This window comes from Microbulbifer regidiadema (SeqCode), from assembly GCF_052466995.1.
In genome coordinates this window covers 1414808-1439523 of sequence record NZ_CP174297.1, presented here as the reverse complement: position 1 = coordinate 1439523, position 24716 = coordinate 1414808, and the positions used below count along the sequence as shown (strand labels likewise).

Sequence of the window (24716 nt, the reverse complement as noted above, 5' to 3'; positions counted from 1 at the left end):
TTTGAGGGGGCAAAATAAAAAAAAGGCCGCATGGGAGTACGGCCATCAAGGGACTTATTTGCGAGATAGGAGAGAAAAAACCTTTTTAACTAGAAATCGTATCTTATTGACGCGGAGAAGGTACGCCCCGGCGCCGCATTGACAGACAGGTCGCTGCCTTCATCCCAACCTGCAACATTCAGGTAGGGCACGTAGTATTTGTCCAGCAGGTTGTTTACTGCCAGATTTACGGACATAGAGTCCATGACTTGATAACCGAGGGTCCAGTCCACGGTGCCATAGCCGGCTGTTTCAGTAGCGCCGTCGTTCACTTTTTCCATACGCTCGGCCCAGCGCAGCAATACCTGGCTGGAGAGCTTGGCGCCGTTGTAGCTAGCGCCAACTACACCGGAGAGTGGGCTGATGCTGGTGAGATACTCGCCGGTAGTGTCGTTTTCACCGCGCTGGTAGCTGGCATTGGCAAACAGTTCGATCGACGGGGATAGATACCAGTTGGCGCTTGCCTCAATACCTTTGATGGTCACAGATTCGATATTTTGGTACTGGTACTGTTCAAATACATGGGAGAAACTGCCATCAGCACCATTTACAAACTCTTGGTGAATTAAAGTGGTTTCCAGGAAATCATCGTATTCGGTATAAAACGCTGCAGTACTGAAAGCTACCGGGCCCAGGTGCCCGCGCAGGCCGAGTTCGAAGGTGTCACTGGTTTCTGGTGACAGATCGTCGGCGGGCAGAACCTCGTAGATGTATTCGGAAGTAGGTTGCAGGTAGTGCTCGATATAGGCTAAATCGTAGGCTGGCACTTTAAAGCCCTGTCCGTATTGGGCAAAGGCGGACAGTTTCGGATTGATTCGGTACAGCGCGCCCAGGTTGAAGGAAACATTGCTCTCTTCAATGGAGGCAAACGGGGTGCCGTCAGTTTTCAGGGCGCCATTCGGGTCCATTTCGTACCAGTCGTAGCGCAGGCCTGGGGTAACGGTCAGCTGGCCATTGGCGAAGGACATTTCGTCATTGATAAACAGGCCGGCGCGCGCCACTTCGTTTTCCGGAAACTTCTCGGTGGTGGCGTCTAGGGTAGAGGTGCCTTCCACCTCACGGTACTGGTGAACGGTGCGCTCGCTCTCGGTTTTCTCCAGATCCAGGCCGTAACCCAGAGTGTGGGTGTCATTGAGGGTTTTACTGGCGTTGGACAGCAGGCCGACAGTGTCCTGGCGGTAGAGGCCAGTTTCCCACATATCGCGGACCTCGATCACACCGAACATAGGTGCGTTGATATCCAGTTGCCCGTACTGCTCGTCTTCCTGTTCAGACTTGTTGTTGTACAGGCTGATATTGACCTGGTCGTAGATCGCCGTTGGGGTCTCGCTGTGGTAGCGGAGCTGATAGGCGAGAGTCTCTTTGTCGGAAACAGATTGTTCAGCGACGATGTTGTAGCCATAGTCGGCCAGTCCACGGAAGTAATACAGCAGGCCATCGGCACTGTCACCGACGGTTTCCTGGTTCCAGTGGTCGATACTGAAGCTGATAAAGTCTTCACCACCCAGGTTGTACTTGGCCTTGTACAGGATACTCTGGGATTCGATCTCAAAGGGGTCCTGGGTTTCGTCGTAGTTCTGCTGTTCTTCACCGTCGCGGAAAGTGGTGTGCAGCAGCTGTTCAAAGTTGCCGGTGCGAAGGGCCAGGGTAGGGGAAACGTGTTTCTGGTTGCTGATGCCGTTGTAGCCGGTCTTGATAGAGCCGCCAAATTGTTCGCCATCTTCCAGGTAGTCGGAAGCATCTTTGGTGGTGAATACCACGATACCAGCCAGCGCATCGGAACCGTACAGGGAGGAGGCGGCGCCCTTGGCAACTTCTACCTGCTTTAGGGTATCCACTTCAATAAAGCCGCGACCAATAACGTCGTTTTGGCCGTTGGCGCCATAGCCTTCGTTCACCCGCATTCCGTCTTTAATAATCAGTACGCGGTCGCCACCCATGCCGCGCACTAGGATATTCTGTGCACCGCCCACTTCGCCAGTTACTTCAACGCCGGGCTCGTATTGGAACAGCTGGTTCATATCATTGAGCTGAAGCTGCTCAATTTCTTCATCGGTCACCACGGAAACGCTGCCCGCAACGTCTTTCAAAGGCTTTTCCGCGCGCCCGCTGACGACGATCAGTTCGAGTTCATTGCTGGACGGAGAGGTCGGGGTCTCTGCGTACAGGCTTGAGGCGGTGGCTAAGCCCAATATGGCCGCTGCTAGTGGGCGACGTTTCATGGTGAATTCCTTGGTGTCGTTGATTCGGTCTGCTCGTTCAGGGTCTCTGTACTGCCCTTTCGCTTGGCCTTGTCGACCAGCTCGGAGCGAGATTATATGGATACTTGTCGAAATGTAAAGCTAAATGCGAATCAATATCAATTAGATTAAATTTGACCTAATAAGTTTCTTTGGGTACTTTCCGCTCAAATTTGTGAACAGCATCAATTTCCTGGCTTAGGAGGCTTGCGGTGAATATTCAATCAGTTGAGACCTTAATGGCGGATGTGGCCGACCTGTTTATGGCCCCAGTATTACTGGCGATCCTGGTCCTTTTTATCTATTCGCTGTATGCCGCCGGGCGCTTTATTTCGCTGTGGATACTGCGCCGTAAAAATGCCGGGGCCTACCGGGTGGCATTGAAGCAGGGTCGGCTTGAGCCCCTGCCGGGCTACCAGGTGCACAACTATTACGTGAACAACCCTTTGGCATGTGACGACGAACTGGAAGTTTTTGCGCTGAGAAAACTGGAGCTGTTGCGTATGGCGACCCGTATCGCGCCGATGCTGGGTTTGATTGCCACCATGATACCCATGGGCCCGGCACTTCGCGCCCTGGCCGATGGCAATATCCAGGGCATCAGTGAAAATCTGATTATTGCTTTTGCCGCAGTGATTTGGGGCCTGGTAATCTCCACGATTACCTTTTGGCCGGCTTCAGTTAAGAAGCGCTGGTTTGCCTCTGAGCTGATCAATATCCGCAAGCTGAAGGAGGCGTCCTGATGCGCTTCCTCGATGAAGACGAAGAGTTGAACCCTATTCTGAGTGCGGTGAATCTGATCGATGTATTCTTGGTTATTATAGCCGCACTGCTGATTGCCATTGCACAAAACCCCTTAAATGTCTTTGCCAATGAAAAGGTCACGGTGATAAAAAACGCCGGCGAACCCAATATGGAAGTGATCGTCAAGGACGGTAAGGAAATCAAACAATATAAATCCACCGGGGAAATTGGTTCAGGGGAGGGCACTCGTGCGGGAGTGGCTTACCAGATGGCCGATGGCAGCCTGGTTTATGTACCGGAAGGGGAAGGTAAAGATGCGCCCGCCGGTGAAAAAGCTTCGGGGGGAACTAGTAGTGCGCAATAAACTATGGACAGGTTGTGTGTGCCTGCTGATCAGCCTGATATTGACAAGCTTTGCCCAGGCCAGCGATAAGCCCAAAGTGCTCCTGATGATGTCGAGCCACACGGCCAAGGCGAAGGGCACTTTACTGACCGATCTCGCGGCGGACCAACCTTTTGCACTGGAAATTTTTAACAGCAAAGGCAAGAGCGATGAGGATATTGAGCGGGCTTGGTCTTCCGCTGCCCTGATCATGCTGGATGGTATTAACCCGGCGCTATCAGCCTTTATGTTTGGCAAATTTCAGCCCATGCTGGCCAAGTATCCGCAAGTACCGGTGATCTCCCTGGGGGATGCGGATAATTCATCCATGAACCAGGGGTTGCCTGAGTCTGAGCAGCGGGCGATCGCCGCTTACTTTAATAATGCGGGTCGCAAAAACTATCGCCATATGATGCAGTTTTTGTCGGCAGAGGTGTTCGATCTCTCCAGCGGGGCAGTGCCGGAACCTGTGATCGTGCCCAAAGTGGGGTTTTATCACCCCCGCCTGGAGCAGGTGGTAACGGATAGCGAAGAGTTTTTCTTCCAATGGTTAAAGCCCGCCAAACAGCAGCCGGTAATCGCCGTGGCGATTCATCGCTCCGTGGTGGATTACGAGCAACAGCAGGTTGTCGACACCCTGCTAAACGGTCTGGAAAACAAAGGCGCCAAAGCTTTTGCCTTCTTCTTTGAAGGGGAAGACCTGCCGCTTTCCTATCCCGACTTGCTGCAAACCGACAGCGGCGATACCCGCATCGATTTGATGATTAATTATCGCTCCCTGCACTATGTCAGCAAGCGCCGGGCTGAGTTTGAGAAGCTGGGTGTTCCGGTGATTCACGCGCTCAATTATACCGAGGGCAGTGAAGAAGAGTACTTTGCCGATAACAGCGGTGTATCTCCCTCCCTGACCCCCTTCTTCCTGGTCTTGCCTGAAGACACCGGCAGTGTCGACCCGTTGATTATTGCGGCGAATAAAGACGGCAATAAAGTGGTGATGGATGTGCAGATGCAGGCCTTGATTGAGCGAGCCTGGAATCACGCCTCTCTCGCCTATCAGAGCAACACCAATAAAAAGGTGGCAACTTTTATTTGGAACTACCCGCCGGGGGAAAAGAATATCGGTGCGGCTTTCTTGGATGTACCCAGCTCGATAGAATCCATTGCCCTGGCCATGCGCGAGAGAGGTTATGAGGTCCATCTCCGGGATTCAAAAACCCTGATTGACTGGGCTGGGCAGTTACTGCGTCCCTACTATCGCCGCGAAGACAGCACCGCTCTGATCGATAAAGGGCTGGCCGACTGGATGCCGTTGTCCACCTATCAGGACTGGTTTAACCAGCTCCCTGCGTCTGTGCGCGATCCTATTGTAGAACGCTGGGGTAAGCCGGAGGACAATGCCATGTTGGCGGAGCACAACGGCGCACCTGCTTTTGTTATTCCCCGCATGACCCTGGGCAATTTAATTGTGTTGCCGCAAGGTGTTCGCGCAGATAACGCCAAGGATCACTCGGCCCTCTACCACGATATGAAAACTCCGGTGAATCACGCCTACCTGGCGGTTTACCTCTATGCGCGCGAAACTTTCGGGGCCGATGCCTATATTCACCTGGGGACGCATGGCTCCCAGGAGTGGCTCAGTGGCAAAGAGCGGGGCCTGTCGGTTTACGATGCACCCAGTCTGGCCCTGGGAAATATCCCGGTGTTTTATCCCTACATTATCGACAATGTGGGAGAGGCCATGCAGGCCAAGCGTCGCGGCCGCGCCACCATGATCAGCCACCTGACCCCCGGTTTTGCCAAAGCGGGTCTGTATGCGGAAGTGGCTGAGCTGTCAGAGTTGATCGGCAATTACCTGATGTTGGCTGAAGGGCAGACCCGGGCCAATACTCAAGAGCGTATTGTCGGTTTGGCCGAAGAGCTCAATATGCTCAAGGATTTGGAAATCAGTGCCGAGGCCCTGAATGCGGATTTTAATGGCCAGCTGAGCCGCTTGCAGGATCACTTGGGACAACTGGCAGAAATGAGCCAGCCACTGGGCATCCACCGTTTTGGCCAGCTGCCAAAAACTGAACACCTCACCAGCACCATGCTGCAAATGTTGGGTGAAGGGTTTATTAGTGTAGCGGGCGAGTATGAGGCGGAGCAGGGCTTGCGTCTGCCGGAAGAACAAAGCCGGGATGAGCGCAATGTGGTTGCTCTGGAGGCACAGGCGGGCTTCCAGTTACTGGATACCTTCCTTGAGGGCGGCGAGCTGGAGCAGCTGCCGGAATCCCTGCAAGCGCAGTTGGATCAGGCGCGGGAATACTCTGATAACTTCGCCAAAATAGCCGAGCTGGAAAACCTGATGTCGGCTCTCGATGGCAATTATATCCCCGTGAGCCATGGGGGTGACCCGATTCGCAATCCGCAAGCGGTGCCTACCGGCCGCAACCTGATTGGCTTTAACCCGGCCAAGGTGCCGTCGAAGGAAGCCTATGAGGCCGGTGTACAGCTGATGGACCAGACCATTGCTGATTACCATGCAAAGCACGGCCGCTTCCCGGACAAGTTGGCTTTCTCCCTCTGGTCTTTGGAAACCATGCGCCATCAGGGCGCCCTGGAAGCGCAGATTCTGCATGCACTGGGCCTCAAACCCAAATGGAACCCGCAGGGCAATGTTACCGGCACAGAAGTTATTCCCTATGGGGAATTAAAGCGCCCGCGTATTGATGTCGTAATCTCTGCGACCGGCCTTTATCGGGATGCTTTCCCCAACGTGATGCTGTGGCTGGCAGAGGCCATCGATAAAGTGGCGCAGATGAAGGAAGATAATAATTTTGTCTACCGTCACAGCCAGGTGTTGCAACAGCAGCTGCTGGAAGAGGGCAATAGCGAAGAGGATGCCCGCTACCTGTCGTCGGTGCGTATTTTCTCTAACGAAAGCGGCAACTATGGCACCGGCTTGGCTGCCGCCAGCTTGGCCTCAGATAGCTGGGAGAGCGATGACAAGCTCGCCGACCTCTATATGCGCCGTATGGGTTTTGCCTACGGCAAAGATGAATCCCGCTGGAGCGAAGATCAGCGCAGCGTCGAGCTGTACGGCAAGGTGCTGTCTGGCACTGACGGGGTGATTTTTTCTCGCTCCACCAATCTCTACGCCATGATGACTAACGACGATCCCTTCCAGTATTTTGGCGGTATCGGACTGGCTGTGCGCAACCTGGATGGTGCAACGCCGGAAATGTATGTATCCAATTTGCGTCGCAAAGACAACGTAAAAGCGCAAACCCTTGCGGAGTTCGTTAACCAGGAAATGCGCAGCCGTTACTTCCACCCCCGCTGGATTGAGGCGATGCAGGATTCCGGCTACGCGGGCGCTACCGCTATCTTAGATCGCGTTAACAATATGTGGGGCTGGGAGGTGATGACCCCGGAAACCATTCGCGATGACCAGTGGCAGGAAATGTTTGAAGTCTATGTAGACGACAAATATGACATGGATATGCGTGAGTTCTTCGAGGAGCACAATGCGGAGGCCCTGGCCCAGATGCTGGAGCGCATGCTGGAAGCGGTGCGCAAGGGCTATTGGGATGCGCAGCCCGAGACCCTGGAGAAAATGGTAGAGACCTACACCGAGCTGGCAAACCAGTTTGATGTGGCTACCGACAATGACAAGTTCAAGGAATTTGTCAACCAGCAGGCGCTGGGATTTGGCCTTGCAGCCCTGGCTAACACCCAGGCGTTGGATAATCCACAGGCCAGCAGTGTCAATGCTGCGCAGCAGGTCAGCGGCCAGAAGCTGGAGCAGGTGGCAGAGCCCACACCCAGCGATAAATCCGAAAAGCTGATATGGCTATTGTTGATGGCTATTGTGCTGGCAGGCTTTGTCAGTGGTTTCTTTGATCACAAGTGGGTGCGAACCCAGCCCGCCTAACCTCTCCTCAATGGCTCCCGCTCTATTTCGGGGCGGGGGCCAGCATTTGCTCTCCTTCCTTCGCTGCGCACAAATAATCTTGCCGCCGGGTTGGGAGTTGTCGCTCAGTATTGCCTTACTATGCTGGTTTTCTAGCTGTAATCCGAAGTGTGCACGGTATTCATTGCTTGCGCGGTGCATTGGGCCTGTAGCATTTCTATAGGGCTTTCTTCCGAAAGGGGCTGGAAAGATGGGAAAAGGATATTAAGCGGCCTTTCTGGGCCTTATTTCGATTACGGTAAATACCTGGTCTCTGAATAATCACTACTCGGGTATTGGGGCCGTGGCTGAGGGGGCTGCCAAAGTGGTAACGGAGAAACGGTTTTCCTGTGCTGCGGGTCGCTCCCGGGTGTCACCAGTGGGGGGCTAAAGAGTATGGGCTTCCGGCGGAGGTGAACTATCACAGGCAATACTTTACCTCCGATCGGTATAACCAATGCTCAGGGTTATACCTCCGTAGTAGAGGATCTTCATAATAAGATCGATGCAGATGGGGTTTTCCATACTCGCTACCCGCGATTTTTGGCACTTGTTACAGTAGAAGAGCCGATAGAGGGGGGCTTTCCATCACTACTGATCAATTGGCGTTAAAGCCTTTTTATTGACACTTGGGGCGCGGCCATTTTAAAAAACCAATAAAAATAATAGATCATCAGATTTCTTAAGCGCTAGTCCTTTTTTAACTCTATATAGGTTGATTGAACAAGAACCGCGACGTTGATTAACCTCAAAACTGGGGTCTGTTACGGCTCAGTGCAAAATGACACTCATGGAATATTATATAATTAGCACTGAAGAGATCGGTAAATAAATCTCCCTATACTACGGATCGATTCGTAAATAGCTAATAAGAATAGGAGGGGAATCTATGAGCTACAAAGTCAGTTCTTTGTGCTGCGTAGCAGCACTGTTCGTCGCATTGTTCGAACCCGCCCATGCGTCCTATAAGAATTTTAGAATTCAGCTTTGCATGCAAAATAAAACGAATGAAACGGCCTATTTCGATTTCAAAAATAAAGGCCGCGAAGAGAGTTATTACGGCTGGGTCCACGTGTATGGAAGAGGGAATACACGTTTTACAATTCCGCCGAATACATCTAACTGTGAGCACAGTATTCATGTCTATGATCCACCAAGCGGCCACGCAGACTTCACTTTTGCCATAAAAAATGAATCAAAGTTTAGCCATGACCCAATCTACTTTAAAACTGGTGAATATTACGCCGGTATCAAAGTTGGTAGAGCTGAAACCACCTTCTCCACCCAAAGACTCGGGAACTACAAAGTAACAACTGAGTTTGGCCGCTATCCATATTTTATTCCCGCTGTGAAAGGCAATTACATAGGCATCAAACAGCAGATCAATATTACTTTAGAAAAGGATGACTAGAATGATCTATAATCAACCACCTTCTAATTTTTTTACGCGATCTCTTACCTTTGGTGCAGCACTTCTTCTTTCCAGTGTCCTTGCAGTTGCCACCCCGCAAGAAAATAACGACACCGTGAGTGATGGCCCGAGCAACTCCGACTACAGAATTCCCCTGTGCATGGTCAATAGTACCGGTCATAAAGCGTCTTTCATTTACCAAAACCGTGACAGAAGGGGGCTGGGTACTGCATGGATCCATGTTAACGGCCATGGGTTTACGTCCTTCTCCATTAAAGCTGGAGAATACAACTGTCACCACTCAGTTCACGTTTTTACCGCAGGCACAGTCGGTTCCCCATCCAGCCATGCCGACTTCCTCTTCAAGGTAGATAATGAGAGTTCTGCTTCAGATGACCCAATCTACTTTGAAGGTACGAGCAATGCCCCGAACAGGCTCTATGTGGGTAGGGGAAGTACGTCCTTCGGCGGAAAAAAGTGGGAAGCTGCGGTTTTTTACGGCAATGGGCCCAATTTACTTATGGCAGGCAATGGAGATTTGATCGTCCCTCAACAGCACATTTGTATTGTATTGGGCGAGTATCCGGTAAAGGAACCGTCAAAAGAATTCTGCCCGGAGGTGAAATAATTTACCAAGTTCAGAAATCTTAGATATCGGCCTTGCAAAGGTGGCGGTGGTTAATACCGATAAAAATGGTGCAATGGTCACCGGTTATATTTTGCAGCTCACTTATTTTGAGTTATATATCAATGGCAAGTTGATAGTCGCTATCTATCCTGGCCTTATGCAGCGGTGTATACGGAGCAACAGAGAAGTGTGGGGAATAAAAGGGCATATATAAATTTTCGGGCGCTGCCTTATGGTGGCAGTGCTTGATTTTTTGGTCAACTAATATAGCGCCCGATAACTTGCTCCTATTGCGCTACCGTATTAAACAATCTTATTGCCTTTCGACAATTGGTAGCTGTATATATAAGCCGTTGTATCCGCTTTGTTTTCTTCTAATTTTTCTGTGTAAATAATCCCAATCACCCGTTTAATGCTATCTTGCCCTATATTTAAGTTTAGCCAATGGTAGAGTTGGGGGCTGCCCAGGGTAACAAGCCGTCACTTGTCTTTTTACTTTATTTCCTGTGAGTCTAAAATATTCAATCTGCTTAAAAAACTACCAAAACGGTTTCTTGTGAAACTTTATTTTTATTTCCAGGTGATTGCTTTCTGTCTTTTGGTGACTTTTTCTGTGGGTTGGTGCAGTGATCTCTTTTGGTGCAAATGAGGGTTTTGTGAAATATGCCTGCTTTTACTTTGAAGTTTTCCGCATTTTTTGCGGAGAGTTTGGGGTTTGTGCAGTTTTGATGAAGGTTATGTGAAAAATTCCCCAAAAAAAATTGAGTGATAGTTATGATCGATCGTCTCAACTAGCATACCGAATGTTAAGAACTGTAAGGGTTCTGACAAAGGGTAGGATTGGTGAAGCTATCGCTAGGGTGTGCTTTTCCATTGCATTTAGCACAATATTTGAGAGAAATCGCTTGTGAAAAAAATAATTCCTCTCGTCGCCATCACTGTGGCTGTAGGTTATTTTGTCTGGGCTAAAAGCCAATCTGAAGCTGAGAAGCCAGTTGTCGAACAGGGGAAATCCAAGCTGACTATTAGCAAGGCGGCCCCAAAAGTAGAGACGTTTCAACCCGGGGACGCTCACGTTTTTGAAGAGCAATCTCTTGAAAATAGTGAAGAAAAACCGCTTTGGCTAGAGTCTGATCTGGCCAGAAAAGTACTGTATGAAAATGGTCGTCTGCCGGTAGATCTCAATGGAGAAACCTATCTTGAGTTGGACGTTGAGATGCTGCGGAATCTCACTGTGGGCGATTACGTCGATATAGACTTGCCGGGCATTGAAGGGGATTACGATGCGCAAGTGGGTAATATTGAACAGCATGCCAGCGGCAATAAAAGCTTACAGTTAAACTTCCCAGGCATGACTCGCCTGCACGGTGCGACTTTTACACTGGGAGAAAACTCCGTTTATGCGCAGTTAAACCTACCATCTGGATCGTATACGCTGGAAGCTCAAGGTAATTATGCGTGGATAGCACCTAATGGTGCACTAATTCAAAATCACGTAGAAAAGCACGATAAAGATATGTCCTCGGATGCGCCTCGTGAAAAAACCTGGTCAGATGATGATGTTCCGCTAAATGACTTCAAATAAGAAGAAATTAATTTGAAGTGATTGCGCTTTGAATTAATAGTCAGGCAAGGGAAGGCCGAAGTAAATCCTGCGAATACCGGGGGCTTGTCTCCTCAGGCGGTTAAAAGGCCAGGGATGGTCTTTTAATCGAGTCAGGGTATTAAAAGTGTATTGTTAACTCTTTTGGGCGGCATTTTTAATTAATTGCTGAGGGAGGAGTGTGCACTACTTATCATAATAAAGGAGACTTACAATGAATCTGAAAAAAAGCCTGGCTGCTGCTATTGCAGCGCTGACTGTTTCCGGCGCTGCTAGTGCGGATACCGTCGATATTGCAATTATGTATACCACTCAAGCGGCGGAATACACCGGTGATATCTCGGCTAAGATCGACAACTATATCAGCTATGCCAATAATTCCTTCTCAAGAAATGGTATTGATATTCAGTTGAATCTGGTGGATAGCTGGCACGCCTCCAGTTCCGACTACCGTGTAAACGAAGACACCCTGGACCTGATCACCTTCCACAGTACAGTGAACAGCTGGCGTGCCTCTGAAAAGGCGGATATGGTGGTATTCCTGGGCAAGGCCGAGGAGACGGTAATCGATGGCAGTACTTATATTACCTGTGGTATTGCCTGGGTTGGTCAGGGCAGCAATGGCACCATGTATTCCAGTGCTCAAGAGCGCGCTTACAGTGTAACGGGCGTTGACTGTGGTTATAACACCTTCGTGCACGAGCTGGGCCACAATATGGGGCTGGTTCACTCAACCAAGCAGGGCGATACCTCCGGCGGTGTTTACACCTACGGTATGGGCCACGGTGTAGATGATACGTTTTCTACTATTATGGCTTACCCCTGGAAATACGGCGAAAACGTCACCCAGTACGATTGGTTCTCTGATCCAGATTGGTACGAGTGTGGCGGTTTGGCCTGTGGTGAGCGCTCCAACGGCGAAGATGTATCTAACGCTTATCGCGCTCTCGGTCCTATTACCGATGACCTCTCTGGTTACTATTAATCGGCAGCTAAACTGCTAGAGTAATTGTAGGGATTGCTGGCTGTGGGAAGCTGGGAGGAGCCCTTTCAGCTTTCCATTTAGAGTAGCCGATTGCTCTATATGCTCCTTATTTATGAAGGAACAAAAAACCTCACCTAGTGTGGGGTTTTTTGCTTGAGGCTGTATTATTATTAAATTCTGATATGTACTTTTTGTTGCCATACTTCTCCTCACTTGCTAGTTTTACTGTCTTAGTGAAGTGTCTGGAAGTGTTAGGCAAGTTCGGGTTGTAGCAATCAATATACATAATATAGATTTAGGTGGAGCATGATAGGTTTTGGTAATGAAAAGGGTATAGTGTATCTCCTGGATAAGCCTTTTATAGAGAAAAAGCTAGATTTTTCCAATCTCGACTTGTTGCCGAGTGAGTCAAAAGAGGTAGAGACTAAGCTTCGAGAGAAAGAGGGTTATTACAATGTTGGTTGGAGTAATCAGCTTCACCGAATTATTACTAAGCAAGTAGTTGATAGTGAGCAGGTAAAGCAATTTAAAAAAAATTGCAAAAACAGATTTGTTCTTGGATGTAGATTGGGCGCAATGTGGTCACTACCCTCCGTATGCGATAGAGTTATATAGTAGTGATCTACTCTATTTCAAAACTTCACTTTGTTTTCAATGTGACAATTGGATTAATGAAGTACAGGGGAAGTTTGTCAGGCTGAGATTGTTCAATAATCACCTTTTTGACTGGTTTAACAAGGTTATTCCACTGCCCGATGGGTATTCTGAGGCGTGAATAATAGAAAGCAGTAAATAACGCTATTTTCTGTTTAAGTGTTATGTGTTGCTGCGGTTGATTTTGGCTGCGGCTTGCTTTAATCGTGGGCCGCCCTAAAGACCCGGGGTCCCAGTTCCAGAAGTGGCTCTCCAGCTTTCCTGTGTCGAAAGCCGGAGTAATAATCTTTTTAACCAAAAAATCGAATGCTTAGCGGATAGCGCCAGAATTGGCCCTCATTGGCCCGAATTGCACCCACCACAATAAATATTACATTAATTAATGCCAGTGCAATCAGCCCGAGTATGCCGATGCCAATAATAATAAGGATAACGGAAATAATAGAGTAGATCAGCAGGCTCAACATCCAGTTGAATATCATCTTGCCGTGCTTATCAATTTCTTGAGAACGATCCTTGGTTGTTGCCCACATAATAATGGGTAAAACAAAGCCGGCGCCGGGGATAACAACCCAGGCTAGCTGGCTTAAGTGGAGTAGCATTAGAAAAGTATTTGTTTCCATATCCCAGGGGCGATAATCTTCCATTTGCAGTTTTCCTTTTATTTAATCGTTTGTGTAGGCTATTTTAGCTAGCCGGCTCGTCCCGTTGATAGATAGAAGCCCCAGTCCTCTCGCCCTTGTGCAATAGCGGCTTGGACAGCATTTTCCGTATCGTAACTTACCTTGAAAAACATTACATCCCAGGCCCCGCCTTTGCCTTTTTCCACTAAAGCGTAACTCGCATGGGGGCTGAAGGTTTCCATAATATGGGGTTGTGGTTCACTGTCGGCATAAGCCGGTAGCCCAACACTACCAGGATTAACGACTAGCTGACCACTACTGAGAGAGATGCTGCGGGGTTGATGGGTATGTCCGCATAGAATGACCTTTGAGCGTATCTTTGCAAGTAGATTCAGGATTTCATGCTCAGGACGTAGCTGGGGGCGCCCACTGCTGATATCTTCCAGTAGGTAAATAAGATCACTGTTGGGTGTTCCATGGCAGAGAAATACATCATCGGTGACTTGTAAGCTGGGCGGCAACTCTTTCATCCATTGTAGTGCTTCGGCACTTAAGTCTCGCAAAATAAATTGCAGGGTCGGGTTGTCCTTTATTTCACTTGTGCTGGCTTCATATATTTGCCGATCTTGATTGCCGCAGATAGTCGTATAATTCTGCTCCATTAAGCGTTCATAGGTGAGCTGCGGTGCAATAGGGCCATATAGGATATCACCCAGGTTCACTGTTAGATCGGCGTCTCTCTTTTTTAGATCATCAATAATGGCGTCGAGAGCATAAATATTGCTGTGGATATCTGAGAGTATCGCTATTCGCATGGAGGCCTCCACTACTGGGCAGCTGAACGCACTTTAATTAGGCGTCCATCTATTTGCTAAATATTACCGGGTCGGGGATAAAGAGTACACTACATAGAAGGCGCGTTCTGAATACATCTATGTACACCGTATTTATATCTTCTGCTGTTTTCGTAAAAGTTAGCGATCAGTTGCCAAGCGTGCGGCTAAGCTGAGAAAAATGACTCCGAGGAAACCGTCTAAGTGTCTCTGAACATGGGGTTGTGTCGCAAGGGATTTCCCCAGCTTGCTAAACGATAGAGATACTAGGGTGTTAAAAGTCAGTGCTGTAATACTTAAGAGTGAACCTAAAATCAGGATCTGGGGTGTGATTGCTTGATTCGACACGGTAAATTGGGGTAGGAAGAGGCTAAAGAAAAGTAAGGCTTTAGGGTTCATCAAATTGTTGAGTAAGCCCCGCGTCATCAATTGTCTTGCGGACAGCGCTAGAGTATGTGGTTGACTATTTTGTGTCGTTTTACCTGAGCGCCAGCTGCGTAGGAGTGATACGCCAAGCCAGGCTAAATATAGGGCGCCTACCACCTTTATCATCAGTGCGACCAGAGGCATTGTCTGCATGATGTGACCGAGCCCGAGAGCAACTAGTACGGTTTGTATCATGCCTGCAACAAAAATACCCACTGATATCATTATTCCAGCAGTCAAACCACGCGCTGAGGAGTAAGTAGATATTAACAGTAGGTCTGGTCCCGGGGAGGCTGCTAGAACAGTTGCTGCGATTAAGAAGGCGGGTAAGATGCTGAGGTCGATCATAGGGGGCTTGCCTTGAAATTGGGATTTTATCATAGCCGGCGCACTGCTTCTACAATAGAAATAAGCCCTTTGAGAGTGTGTGCAGGTACGAGTGAGACATATAAATCAGGTACTGGTTGTGGGTGCGGGCCCAACGGGCTTGGCGGCAGCTTGTGCTCTGTCTTTTTATGGAATCCACTGCCGAATAGTTGAGCGCCGTACCAAGCCGTGTGAGCTTTCTCGGGCGGTTGGAATTTTTCCCTGTACTATCAGGCGCCTGCTTAAAGTTGGTGTTCCAGATATTTTGACATCTGAGGCGATGAAGCTTTGTAAGGTTGAATACCTTCAGGCGGGTAGGCCGCTATTATTTTTGGATAACCGGGGCGATGCTTACAAAGAATATGTGGGGTTTGGATTGCCGCAAAATCGCACTGAAGAGATTCTGCGGGAATTTTTGCTTGAGCAAGGTGTTTCAGTTGAATATGGTGTTGCCGCTGTTGAAGTAGACCCCGGTGACCGAGGGGTGACGGTTGTATTATCTGACGGTAGCGTCGAAGACTTCGACTGGCTTATTGCTGCCGATGGCGTTCATTCCACCGTTCGTGAGCAGCTCGGTATACCATTTCCCGGTGAAGATTTACCACAACCCTGGGGGGTTGCGGATATTGATATAGATGAGGGCTGTGATTCTGATTTGATCAGTGTGGATATTCAGAGGCCCGGCAATCAATTTACGATTGTGTTACCCATAGGTAGACAGCGTGTAAGGGTGGTTGCCCCTCAACCTGACGCGTTGGAGGCCTTGGGGCAACCATTAAAAGTCAGGGAAATTCGCCGTTCTGGTAGTTTTCAAATCTCAATTCGTCAAGCGGAAAGCTATCGCTTCCGGCGTGTTCTTTTAGCTGGAGATGCGGCTCACTGCCATTCGCCGGTAGGTGGCAAAGGTATGAACCTGGGTATTGCTGATGCGATAGCAGCGGTTGAAACAATTGTTACAGGAAGAGTCGATAGCTATTCGACCGAAAGACATAAAATAGGTGCGGCAACTATCCGAAAGACGGAGGTTGCCCGGCGAATTATAACTTCTAATTCATCGATCAGTAAGGGATGTGTGCGCACCCTGGCAAAGCTTATCGCAACATTTCCAGTGGTAAGGCAGGCTTATATTCAGAATTTAACAAGGTTGTGAGTGGTTGCTTACCTCCTTGGGATTCTATCGCTGTATTGTAAGTACTAAGAAAGCTTGTTGTAGTATATCTCTTATAATTAATATTGAACTGATAAATGATCTTCACAGGGATAAACTCTCTGTGTGGAAAAATTGTTGACCAACGCCAATTATTCATAATAATCAGCAGCGCTGTTAGAATTCTGAAAATATTTAGCTTTAGGTATAGAAGATAAACTATACGGGCAGCCCCTCTGGGGGGCTTCTCTTATCACCCCGCATTGTGGGTGCTTACTGATGTGTATAAATTTCAGGTGGGATTTTTTTAGTTGATTTCACATTTGTAGCCTTTCTTTTAGCAGATCGCTTACGGGGTATTCATTTTCCAAGGGAAGAAGTTTTCTAGCCTGTTGAGTATCTCCCGATTTGACCAGCTGATGAATGCTGTGAGCTTGCTCAGTTATATCAGTAATGTTCTGAATCCATTCGTTGACATAAAGTGCCACGGCTTCGTTTGATAGCCCTATCTGAATAGCTCTGTGAGCGAGGGGTTCTAAGCTTAAATTCCGCTCGGGATCCCATTGAATACGGACTGGGGTAGCTTTCTTTGCCTTCAGCCAAGCCTCTTTTGACGCATATCGATCAGTTTGATGGCTGAGTAGGCTATTCTGTAAGGCCCACTCGAATCCCTCTCTGGTGATATCTATGGCTAAAATGCGGCTTTGGCCGCTGTCCTTTTCTCCCCAGCCTGCACGGTACATCATCCACAGAAAAGAGGGCTTGATCCAGGTCATGCGCTCCATTTTGAAGGGGGGAGATGCAAAAGTACCATTTTGTAGGGCGGAATTTGCAATTGCTACATTGTATGCTTGATAGACGCGAATGGTGTGCTGGTCAAAACTAGCGCGGATTTGCCGTGTTGGGGCTGTCATTACTTAACCTCTAAATACGTATTACAATATTACAGATGGTTAAGTCGTTAGTAAAACCCTCTGCAATGCCTTTTTTATAATAAGGGCGGTAGAGTTTTCCCCGTTTGAGTAACTCTACCGCCCAAAGATTAGTAAGTTATTGATATCTTAATAATCAGCACTCAGCCAAACATTTTCAAAATCGGTGTAACCATAGAGGGTAATATACCAAGTGCCCGCTTGTGGAGCATTCAAATCAATAGATTCATAGTTGCCCCAGTTTTCTGAGGAGTAATCAGCGTTTGACTCAGTGGCGGGTTCGCCGAGCTTAATGTAGAGATCAGCATCTCCAATTGAGTTAAGGAAATCGGCACCCGTTAATACGGAAAGCTGGGCGGCCCCTTCTGGAACTTCGATCTTAAACTGTAATTGTTCACCTGCGCCGCCATTCAGGTCAGAGATGACTTCACCGGGTATCAAAAACTCATTAGAAGAGAGCTCAGTAAAAGAGCCGAGCAGAGAGACCTGCTCAAAGTCGGTATAGCCGTACAGCATTACATGCCAGATTCCAGAGGCTGGATTTGCAATGGTAACAGCCTCTTCATTGCCGCTTAAATAGGGGCGGTAATCATAGACCGACAGGGTTGGTTTGTTACCGAAGCGAATATAAAGATCGGCATCTCCACTACCACCTGTGGTCTCAAAAGTAAGGTCACTGGCATTCTCTGGTACTGTGATGGTGTAGTACAGTGATTCACCGGCGCTGGCATTTAATTCACTGATGGGTTCCTGGTTAACAAGTCTATTGTCGGACTCATCCTCCAAGATTACTGTTGCTGTTAAATCGACGCCTTCAAAAGAGCGTTCAACGGGGGATAGCAATATGTACCAACGACCAGCCTCTGGAGAAAATATTTCAATGCTTTCAAGGTTGCCGCTATTTTCAGAGCTGAAATCAAAGTCGGTTGAGGTGGGTTGACGGTTATATGCGACATATATATTCATTTCGCCGCCCAGTAGATCTTCTGCATCTTCAGAAATAACGGTTAGACTCTGCGCGTTTTCTGATACGTCGATATGGAATACTTTTTCACTTTTGCTACTTAATTTTTCTCGAGTTTTTGATGAGATAAGAGTGAGTTTTGCCTCTTCATCACAAACCAAAGAATTGCCGCCTTTCATTGGGCTAAAATGAAGACTTCCTTGGTCAAGAAAGGTATCAATTAATTCAAGTTCTTCACAGGAGTAGACATCCAGAATGTTGTCGGTAATATCAATATCGGTCAAAAAATGCCGATCTATTACCGACTCAAATTCTATAGTGTCCACATAGTTTCCGGAAATATTCAAGCTTTCTAAGCGTTTGGGCAGTTCGGGTAGTTTCGTTAGATTTTCATTTACTGCGGTTAAGTACTTCAAATATCGGAATAGGTGAATCCCTTCCAGTGACTGGATCTCTCCGTTGCCGGGAGTGTGAATCTCTTCAACGTAGGCGGCTTCCAGGCTGTCAATCTCACCATCATGATTTGTATCGAAAGAGGAAACCAAATAGGACTTAAATGCAGGGTCGGGGATGTTGATACTGACACTACCGTAGTGAGACGCTGCTCCAACCTGGTCTCCGCCTCCCAGGTCAATACGCTGCGCCATTATATTAGTAAATAGTTCATAGCCTGACTTGGGGACAATTGTCGCTTCGCCGTTAACTGAAAATGCATGGGATGGGTAGTGCATTACTGACAAAAAATCATAGCTACTGTAGTTGTGAGTCTCTCGGATATTAAAGTTGTGGATGTATTCAGGCTTGATGTTATCTTCAAAGATATCGACATATTCATCACGATCTGAGCGCTGATGTTCATGTCTCATGCCAATAACATGGCCCAATTCGTGGACAATAATATACTTGGTGTCCCAGTTATTCATGCTAAAGAACTGTCCACCCCCCGTTTTTCCAACCATGGAGCGGTTTTCAGTTCCATTTCTTACATAAACATAATCAGACTGGTCGGTGCGCTTTAAGAATTGCAAGTCCGCAACTTCTTCCCAAACCTTGGTAGCATCAATAAAGCGCTGCTGATTTTCTTCGCTGACATCTTCATAAAAATCGTAATATACAATTCCATCTGGCCACTTGTTGGCTGAAATTTCAACAGCTGACATTATGCTCACTTGCCCTGAGTCGTCATGGGGTAACTCCAGCATATCCCCGGTCAGCTGGTATAGCTTGCCATCAATGATCACTTGGCTCGCTGTAGGTTGCTCCTCCAATTGAGCAAACTCAGCAGTGGTGTACCTTGGTATCGTTGTATCTAGCGCTTGGCTATATGCTATTGCTGCGGGAAAGGTTAAAGCTAAAGATGCTGATATTCCCAGTGCTCTACTGGTAAATAGTTTCATTTTCATATTCCTGCTTTGAAAATGTTTTTGAGTTTTCTGCCAAATTTTCATCCATAAATAGTTGGAAAGCAGTATATCTGACTTACTTTGGCAAAAAGTCAAATCTGGATAGGTATACTGCGGTGAGGGAGGATACTGGTGTTTAGATTTTAGGTCGATAGATGATTTAAGGAGTCTCTGAACAACTTCGTAACACCTCTGCGGGTCTTGAAGGCTATATGGGAATTTGAGATAGGATGAACGTAATTTTTAAATGTTTATTTTGTTGTCATACGCAATACCAATATTATGGATGTTAGATATTACTTTTACATATTGCTGCTTGGATCGATAGTGCCAGGTGGGTATTCATATTTTTTCAAGTTAATAAATATTTTGGTTCTTGTAGTTTGTTGGTAAAAAATCGACTCAATTACCCTCTGTCAGTATTTGCCGTGAGGGCTAAGCTAATCGTACAAACCGCCCAAATTGAACAACAAATAGCCTGGAGGCTATTGCAGTAGCCTGCTAGCCTCCCTTACATGGTAGATAGAAAGGAGTAGCCTATGTCGGAGTCGGATGTGGCCAATCGGCTGATTGATGCGGCGCGAGAGTGTTTTTTGAACGATGATTACCATCGGGTTACAACTCGTCAGATTGCCGCTAAGGCCGGAGTAGCGGTATCGATGATTCGATATTACTTTGGTAGTAAAGATGGCCTTTATGAAGATATGATTCGTCAGACTCTTCTACCATTAATAGATGCTGTAGATCAACTCAGTCTCAATGGTGATTGGGACTTTGGGGATTTCTTTGAGCTTTATTATGCCGCGATGCAAAGAAATCCTAAGTTTCCAGCCCTGGTTCTGAAGGTAATGGCACTTAATCAGGGGCCGGGAAAAAATGTGATTCGTCAGCTGTTAGAGCGGGGGCGTCAGCGGGGATCTTACCGATTGGCAGAAATTCAAGGTGAAAACACACAACCTGACGACCCCAAATATGACCTGCTCAGAATTGCCTTTGTCAGCTTGGCAATGTTTCCTATGTTGGCCAAGCCTGTCTTCGAAGAGCAAATGGGTCAGGTTATGGGTCCAGCCTTTCTAAGGCAGCTTGCAGAGTTTAATGGCCAAATTCTAAAGTCAGGTTTACAGAATCTGTAATTGTTGAAACCCCGCTAATCTGGGGTTGCCTCTTACTTATATTTAATCAGATGCTTTTCTGAGGAGCCTTTATGTCCCAATCTATGCAGAGGAATAGAGTTTCAAATTGGATTTTCCGGGGTGTTTCAAGTGTGATTTATCGTATTTGTAATATCCCTAACGCTCTTATACCTCCGCCATTTCGAATAATGCAAGTTGGATCGTTGTTTTGGCAGTCTCGATGCTTATATGCGGTGGTGCGGTTAAGCGTGGCTGACTATATTGATGATGGCGTCGTTCCTATAGAAAAGTTGGCGGATGATTGTAATGCAAATCAAGAATATCTGTATCGATTGATGAGAATGCTTTGTGCAATGGGAATTTTTAAAGAGGTGAGACCCAGGTGTTTTTCACATAATCGAAATTCTAAGGTGCTGCGTAGTGATGCCAATGATAGTGTGAAAAATATGGTGCTTATGCATAATTCCCCAGAGTTTAGTCAACCTTGGTTTAACGATTTTGAAGATTGTATTAAAGAAGGTAGCGTACCTTTTGAAAGTATTTATGCTCAAGAAATGTTCGATTATATGAATGATAATCAAGCTGTTAGTACCTTGTTTTCGGATGCTATGGATACTGTCGATAACCTCACGGGGTTAAAATATCTACAAGATTTTGATTGGGAAAGCTTTGACAGGATTATTGATCTGGGTGGGGCGAAAGGCAGTAAGAGTGCAAGTGTTCTATCTTTATATGAGCATATGACAGCGCTCGTAGTTGACAGGAGTAATGTGGAGGAGGCGGCAAGAGAGTACTGGGGGGAGTTACCGAACGCCTCCGTTAAGCGGCGTTTGGGCTTCTTTCCCGCAGATATTATTAGAGATGATCTTCCAGTAGCTGTTAATGATAAGGATATTTATTTATGCATAGCTGTTTTCCATGTGTTGAGTGATTGTAAGGCAAAAATACTCCTTGAAAATATATACTCTGCTATGGGGCATTGTAATGCGGCGCTGGCTATAGTTGATGCTGTATTGCCGGAGATGGGCGCTGATCTAAATTTGGCCGCCATGGATATGCAGATGCTGATGGGGACTCGAGGGCGGGAGCGAACGGCGAGAGAATGGAGTCAGTTATTCAGCCAGAGCCCCTTTTATTTGATTGAGACTATATGTGTGCGCAGCTTTGCAAAAATTATGCTGTTAAAAAAGAGAGAAGCTTGATCGGTTAGAAAATTGAGCTTAATTTTTATCTTTGTTGTTACTGTATCGATGCCGAAAATAGATTGTTGGTTTTTTTAAGATATATTGGTATGTCCCTTTTTTAGGCTAGATGTATTTTTCTTGTAGAAAACTCTGAGGAGAGTTTAGGGGGTAATTGCCAGAATTCGGGTTTCGTGGCAATGTGTGGGATGATTATTTCTTTTCTGTGATGTCAAATTACCATTTGTCTAATAGTAGAGATAAATGAGCTGATATTCGTTTGCTTGAAAGATTGGGCACTGCTATTGAATGCTTGGGTGTTGATCTACTGATGTTTTATACTATAAGCTATTTCGGTCTTGCAATCCGGGTGCGGGGCCTATAGCTGTTCGAATTATACCTAATAAGCTCTTGCGTTTATTAGCTGTTTCTATGATTTAATCTGCTATTAGGTTTTGATAAGTGTAGACTGTGCCAGCTCTAAAGTGGATTAAATTTTATTAAGTGCCTGTCTTCTGATGCTCCCGTTCACTTATCTGTTGGGTGGGCGATTTTTGAGCTTCTCAAGGGTTGAATATTTTAATTGGTAGTGGGCGGGTTGTGATGTCGCTCTTTGCGTGGATGTTTCCTTTATAAAATATTTATAAATCCTTTTTTTATCATTCATGTCTTTCTGTTTTTGAGTTATGTTTGTGGGGGCTGTGGGGTAGGCGATTGTGGCTGTTTTCAATAGGTGGAAGGGGGTGGGTATATAGTGCTGAATCAGTTTTTTTAATATTGGTAAAGTTTAGTTGTGAGGGATGTTTAGTGAGTTAGTAAGTTTTCTGATTGTACAGATTCAATAGAAAGGAAGGATTAATGTTGGAAAAAATAATCTATAGGCAGGCTTTAAGGGGTGTTATTGGTATATTTTGGGTTTTGGTGAGTTGGCAGGTGCAAGCTCTCACGTGCCCACAATTGGAGGATGTTTCACTGCCGCCAAAGTGTGGCTCTGAGGAACTGGAAAGCTGTAATGTCGCGGCGCAAAACATAATTCCAGCCGCAGCATGTGCAATTTTTGAAGTATCTCCTGCGGCTAATGATGCAACGCTAGTCCTACGTTTTACGACTTTAATCACAAATTCTTGGTATGATGCAACAGCGCCATATCACCCTACCGCGAAAGGAGTTTACTCGGATATTGCAAGGCTGCCACAGCCAGTCGACAACATCGAATTAAATATTGCACTTTCTTATGCCTCTCATAAGGTGTTAAGTGGACTGTTTCCACACTTAGTGCCGGAGTGGGATAATCTATTAGTTGAATTAGGTTTAGACCCTAACAACCTTTCGGAGGATACCAGTACCCCGGTTGGTGTAGGAAACTATGCCGGTAGAAAGGTACTGGAAGGGCGGGCTAACGATGGCATGAATCAACTGGGGAATGAGGGTGATCAGCTCTATCATCGTTTACCTTATGCGGACTATACTGACTTCAAGCCTGCCAATACCGCGTATAAATTACTATTTCCCTCCCTGTGGCAGCCAGCTATCTTAATGGAGCGCCCTGGTGTATTTCGAGTCCAGCAATTCGTTACACCGCAAATCGCGCTGACCACCCCATACAGTTATGAGTCTCCAGAAGAATTTACCTCGCCAATACCGATAAAATCTCAGATTTGGAATTACCCAAATTATGTGGCGCAAGTCAATGATGTGCTGGCTACATCCGCTAATTTGACCGATGAGCAAAAAATGAAAGCCGAGCTGTTTGATATGAAGATATTCAGCTTAGGCTTTGCTGCGGTATTTGCTTCGGAATCTCAGGGTTTGTCGCTGATGGAGTTCATTCACTATGACTTCCTTACTAATATGGCTGCCTTTGATACCGCCATTGCAATTTGGAAGGAAAAGCGTCGCCATAATTCCGTAAGGCCTTTCTCTGCGGTTCGCTATATCTATAAGGATAACCCTGTTACTGCTTGGGGGGGCGTTGGAATGGGGACGGTGGATGATTTACCGGCTAGTCAATGGACTAGCTACTTACCGGTTGCTGATCATCCAGAGTATCCGTCGGCATCTGCCAGCTTTTGTGCGGCACATGCAGAAACAAGCCGTTTATTTTTGCCCCAAGAGGATGCTTTAGGATATACCGTACTCGCGCCGGCAGGAAGCTCTCAGATTGAGCCGGGTATAACACCGCAAGTTGATTTGTCTTTGACTTTCCCTACTTGGACTGCATTTGAGGAGGACTGTGGCAATAGTCGCGTTTGGGGCGGTGTACATTTTGAACCTTCAGTACCGGCAGGCCGGGCAATAGGCCATCAAGTTGCACAGCGTGCCTATCAATTCTATCTCTCAAAAGTAGAGGGCAACTAGCGAAGGTAAATGGGGTGGAAGATAACCTTATTAATCTGTGTGGTAGAGTGCTTTTATCTTCCATCTTATTTTTCTCTAGGCGATCTCTGAAAGCCCCTGGGCCTTCAAAATCCGCAGGGGCATTACGAAATTATCCAAATTGCGACGGCACTGTAAGACAGGGTATTACGTGGTTGTTCAGAACTCCCGCCGCAAGCTCAATGAATCTCTGCAATACTGACGGGAGTTTTGCTGAAGCTGCTGTAGTTAGAGAGCTAATACTTCCTGCTTGGGATGGATTTAGGACTCCAACTTTTCTGCTATACGTTTTAGGACAGATAGGGCTACTTTGAGGTCTTTGTGGCCGATATCGTTCGAATTGTAAGCTGCCCACTCTGTTTGTTTTTGATCAAGTTTTGAATATATGGCTTTGCCATGATCTGAAAGCTCCACCAGCTTTGCGCGTTTGTGCTCAGGATTTGAGCGAAAGAGTACCAGGTTGTCTTTGTGCATGGTATCAACTAGCCGCTGAACAGCTTGGCGTGTTAACCCCATACTTCTAGCTATTTGTGAGACGGTTTGCGCCTCTCCAGCCAGGAAGATGGCGCCAAGTACTTTCCATCGGGCACTTGTGATACCAAATTCGGAGCCCATTTCATCTCCTTCGCTAACGAGCAGCCCCCCAACCTTGAAAACCTCTAAAACGATATCTGTGAATATTGGGCCTTTCTGTGACTCATTCATAGTAGCACCT

19 protein-coding genes are annotated in these 24716 nt (G+C 47.0%); 11 read left to right on the top strand and 8 right to left on the bottom strand.

The window, feature by feature from the left end; all coding sequences use genetic code 11:
• Nucleotides 1-89: 89 nt before the first annotated feature.
• On the bottom strand, nt 90-2261 hold the full coding sequence (locus ACJJIK_RS06055; protein WP_444944490.1) for a TonB-dependent hemoglobin/transferrin/lactoferrin family receptor: 2172 nt from the start codon (nt 2259-2261) through the stop codon (nt 90-92).
• A 230-nt stretch (nt 2262-2491) separates the two neighbouring features.
• On the opposite strand from ACJJIK_RS06055, the gene ACJJIK_RS06050 reads away from it, so the two are divergent.
• The 7 genes from ACJJIK_RS06050 to ACJJIK_RS06020 all read left to right on the top strand — a co-directional run bounded on the left by ACJJIK_RS06050 (nt 2492) and on the right by ACJJIK_RS06020 (nt 11963).
• A complete protein-coding gene (locus tag ACJJIK_RS06050; RefSeq protein WP_444930684.1) occupies nt 2492-3022 on the top strand; it encodes a MotA/TolQ/ExbB proton channel family protein in 531 nt (176 codons plus the stop codon).
• Nucleotides 3022-3387 (top strand): DUF2149 domain-containing protein, encoded by a 366-nt coding sequence (locus ACJJIK_RS06045; protein WP_444944489.1) that lies wholly within the window; start codon nt 3022-3024, stop codon nt 3385-3387. The genes ACJJIK_RS06050 and ACJJIK_RS06045 overlap by 1 nt, the downstream gene beginning before the upstream one ends.
• Nucleotides 3377-7318 carry a cobaltochelatase subunit CobN gene (cobN, locus tag ACJJIK_RS06040; protein WP_444944488.1) on the top strand — a complete coding sequence of 1314 codons (3942 nt, stop codon included), beginning with the start codon at nt 3377-3379 and terminating at the stop codon, nt 7316-7318. Before ACJJIK_RS06045 ends, cobN begins: the two co-directional genes overlap by 11 nt.
• Before the next feature lie 907 nt (nt 7319-8225).
• The gene (locus ACJJIK_RS06035; RefSeq protein WP_444930687.1) at nt 8226-8747 is read left to right on the top strand and encodes a hypothetical protein; all 522 of its coding nucleotides are present in this window, start codon (nt 8226-8228) and stop codon (nt 8745-8747) included.
• A 1-nt stretch (nt 8748) separates the two neighbouring features.
• On the top strand, nt 8749-9375 hold the full coding sequence (locus ACJJIK_RS06030) for a hypothetical protein (protein ID WP_444944487.1): 627 nt from the start codon (nt 8749-8751) through the stop codon (nt 9373-9375).
• 907 nt (nt 9376-10282) lie between these two features.
• The gene (locus ACJJIK_RS06025; protein ID WP_444944486.1) at nt 10283-10960 is read left to right on the top strand and encodes a hypothetical protein; all 678 of its coding nucleotides are present in this window, start codon (nt 10283-10285) and stop codon (nt 10958-10960) included.
• Between the two features lie 232 nt (nt 10961-11192).
• Nucleotides 11193-11963 (top strand): zinc-dependent metalloprotease family protein, encoded by a 771-nt coding sequence (locus ACJJIK_RS06020; RefSeq protein WP_444944485.1) that lies wholly within the window; start codon nt 11193-11195, stop codon nt 11961-11963.
• A gap of 640 nt (nt 11964-12603) precedes the next feature.
• Here ACJJIK_RS06020 and ACJJIK_RS06015 read toward each other — a convergent pair.
• The 4 genes from ACJJIK_RS06015 to ACJJIK_RS06000 form a co-directional block, all read right to left on the bottom strand.
• Nucleotides 12604-12915, bottom strand: coding sequence for a hypothetical protein (locus tag ACJJIK_RS06015; RefSeq protein ID WP_444944484.1), 312 nt, complete (start codon nt 12913-12915; stop codon nt 12604-12606).
• Complete coding sequence (locus ACJJIK_RS06010; protein ID WP_444930692.1) at nt 12908-13264, bottom strand: DUF4870 domain-containing protein; 357 nt, start codon at nt 13262-13264, stop codon at nt 12908-12910. Before ACJJIK_RS06010 ends, ACJJIK_RS06015 begins: the two co-directional genes overlap by 8 nt.
• Before the next feature lie 44 nt (nt 13265-13308).
• Complete coding sequence (locus ACJJIK_RS06005; protein WP_444944483.1) at nt 13309-14055, bottom strand: metallophosphoesterase family protein; 747 nt, start codon at nt 14053-14055, stop codon at nt 13309-13311.
• Nucleotides 14056-14214: 159 nt separating this feature from the next.
• The gene (locus ACJJIK_RS06000) at nt 14215-14847 is read right to left on the bottom strand and encodes a LysE family translocator (protein WP_444930694.1); all 633 of its coding nucleotides are present in this window, start codon (nt 14845-14847) and stop codon (nt 14215-14217) included.
• A 91-nt stretch (nt 14848-14938) separates the two neighbouring features.
• Between ACJJIK_RS06000 and ACJJIK_RS05995 the strand changes: the two genes are divergently transcribed.
• Nucleotides 14939-16015: an FAD-dependent oxidoreductase gene (locus ACJJIK_RS05995; protein WP_444944482.1), complete on the top strand. Its 1077-nt coding sequence runs from the start codon at nt 14939-14941 to the stop codon at nt 16013-16015.
• A 314-nt stretch (nt 16016-16329) separates the two neighbouring features.
• On the opposite strand, the gene ACJJIK_RS05990 is transcribed toward ACJJIK_RS05995, so the two are convergent.
• Nucleotides 16330-16926, bottom strand: coding sequence for a DUF4291 domain-containing protein (locus ACJJIK_RS05990; protein ID WP_444944481.1), 597 nt, complete (start codon nt 16924-16926; stop codon nt 16330-16332).
• 147 nt (nt 16927-17073) lie between these two features.
• Entirely contained in the window at nt 17074-19305 is a 2232-nt protein-coding gene (locus ACJJIK_RS05985; RefSeq protein ID WP_444944480.1) for a pre-peptidase C-terminal domain-containing protein, read from the bottom strand.
• A 545-nt stretch (nt 19306-19850) separates the two neighbouring features.
• On the opposite strand from ACJJIK_RS05985, the gene ACJJIK_RS05980 reads away from it, so the two are divergent.
• From ACJJIK_RS05980 to ACJJIK_RS05970, 3 genes are all read left to right on the top strand, one after another.
• Complete coding sequence (locus tag ACJJIK_RS05980) at nt 19851-20444, top strand: TetR/AcrR family transcriptional regulator (RefSeq protein ID WP_444944479.1); 594 nt, start codon at nt 19851-19853, stop codon at nt 20442-20444.
• Between the two features lie 71 nt (nt 20445-20515).
• The gene (locus tag ACJJIK_RS05975; protein WP_444944478.1) at nt 20516-21646 is read left to right on the top strand and encodes a methyltransferase; all 1131 of its coding nucleotides are present in this window, start codon (nt 20516-20518) and stop codon (nt 21644-21646) included.
• Between the two features lie 837 nt (nt 21647-22483).
• Nucleotides 22484-23983 (top strand): vanadium-dependent haloperoxidase, encoded by a 1500-nt coding sequence (locus ACJJIK_RS05970; RefSeq protein WP_444930698.1) that lies wholly within the window; start codon nt 22484-22486, stop codon nt 23981-23983.
• A 279-nt stretch (nt 23984-24262) separates the two neighbouring features.
• On the opposite strand, the gene ACJJIK_RS05965 is transcribed toward ACJJIK_RS05970, so the two are convergent.
• Nucleotides 24263-24706 (bottom strand): MarR family winged helix-turn-helix transcriptional regulator, encoded by a 444-nt coding sequence (locus tag ACJJIK_RS05965; protein WP_444944477.1) that lies wholly within the window; start codon nt 24704-24706, stop codon nt 24263-24265.
• Nucleotides 24707-24716: the final 10 nt, after the last annotated feature.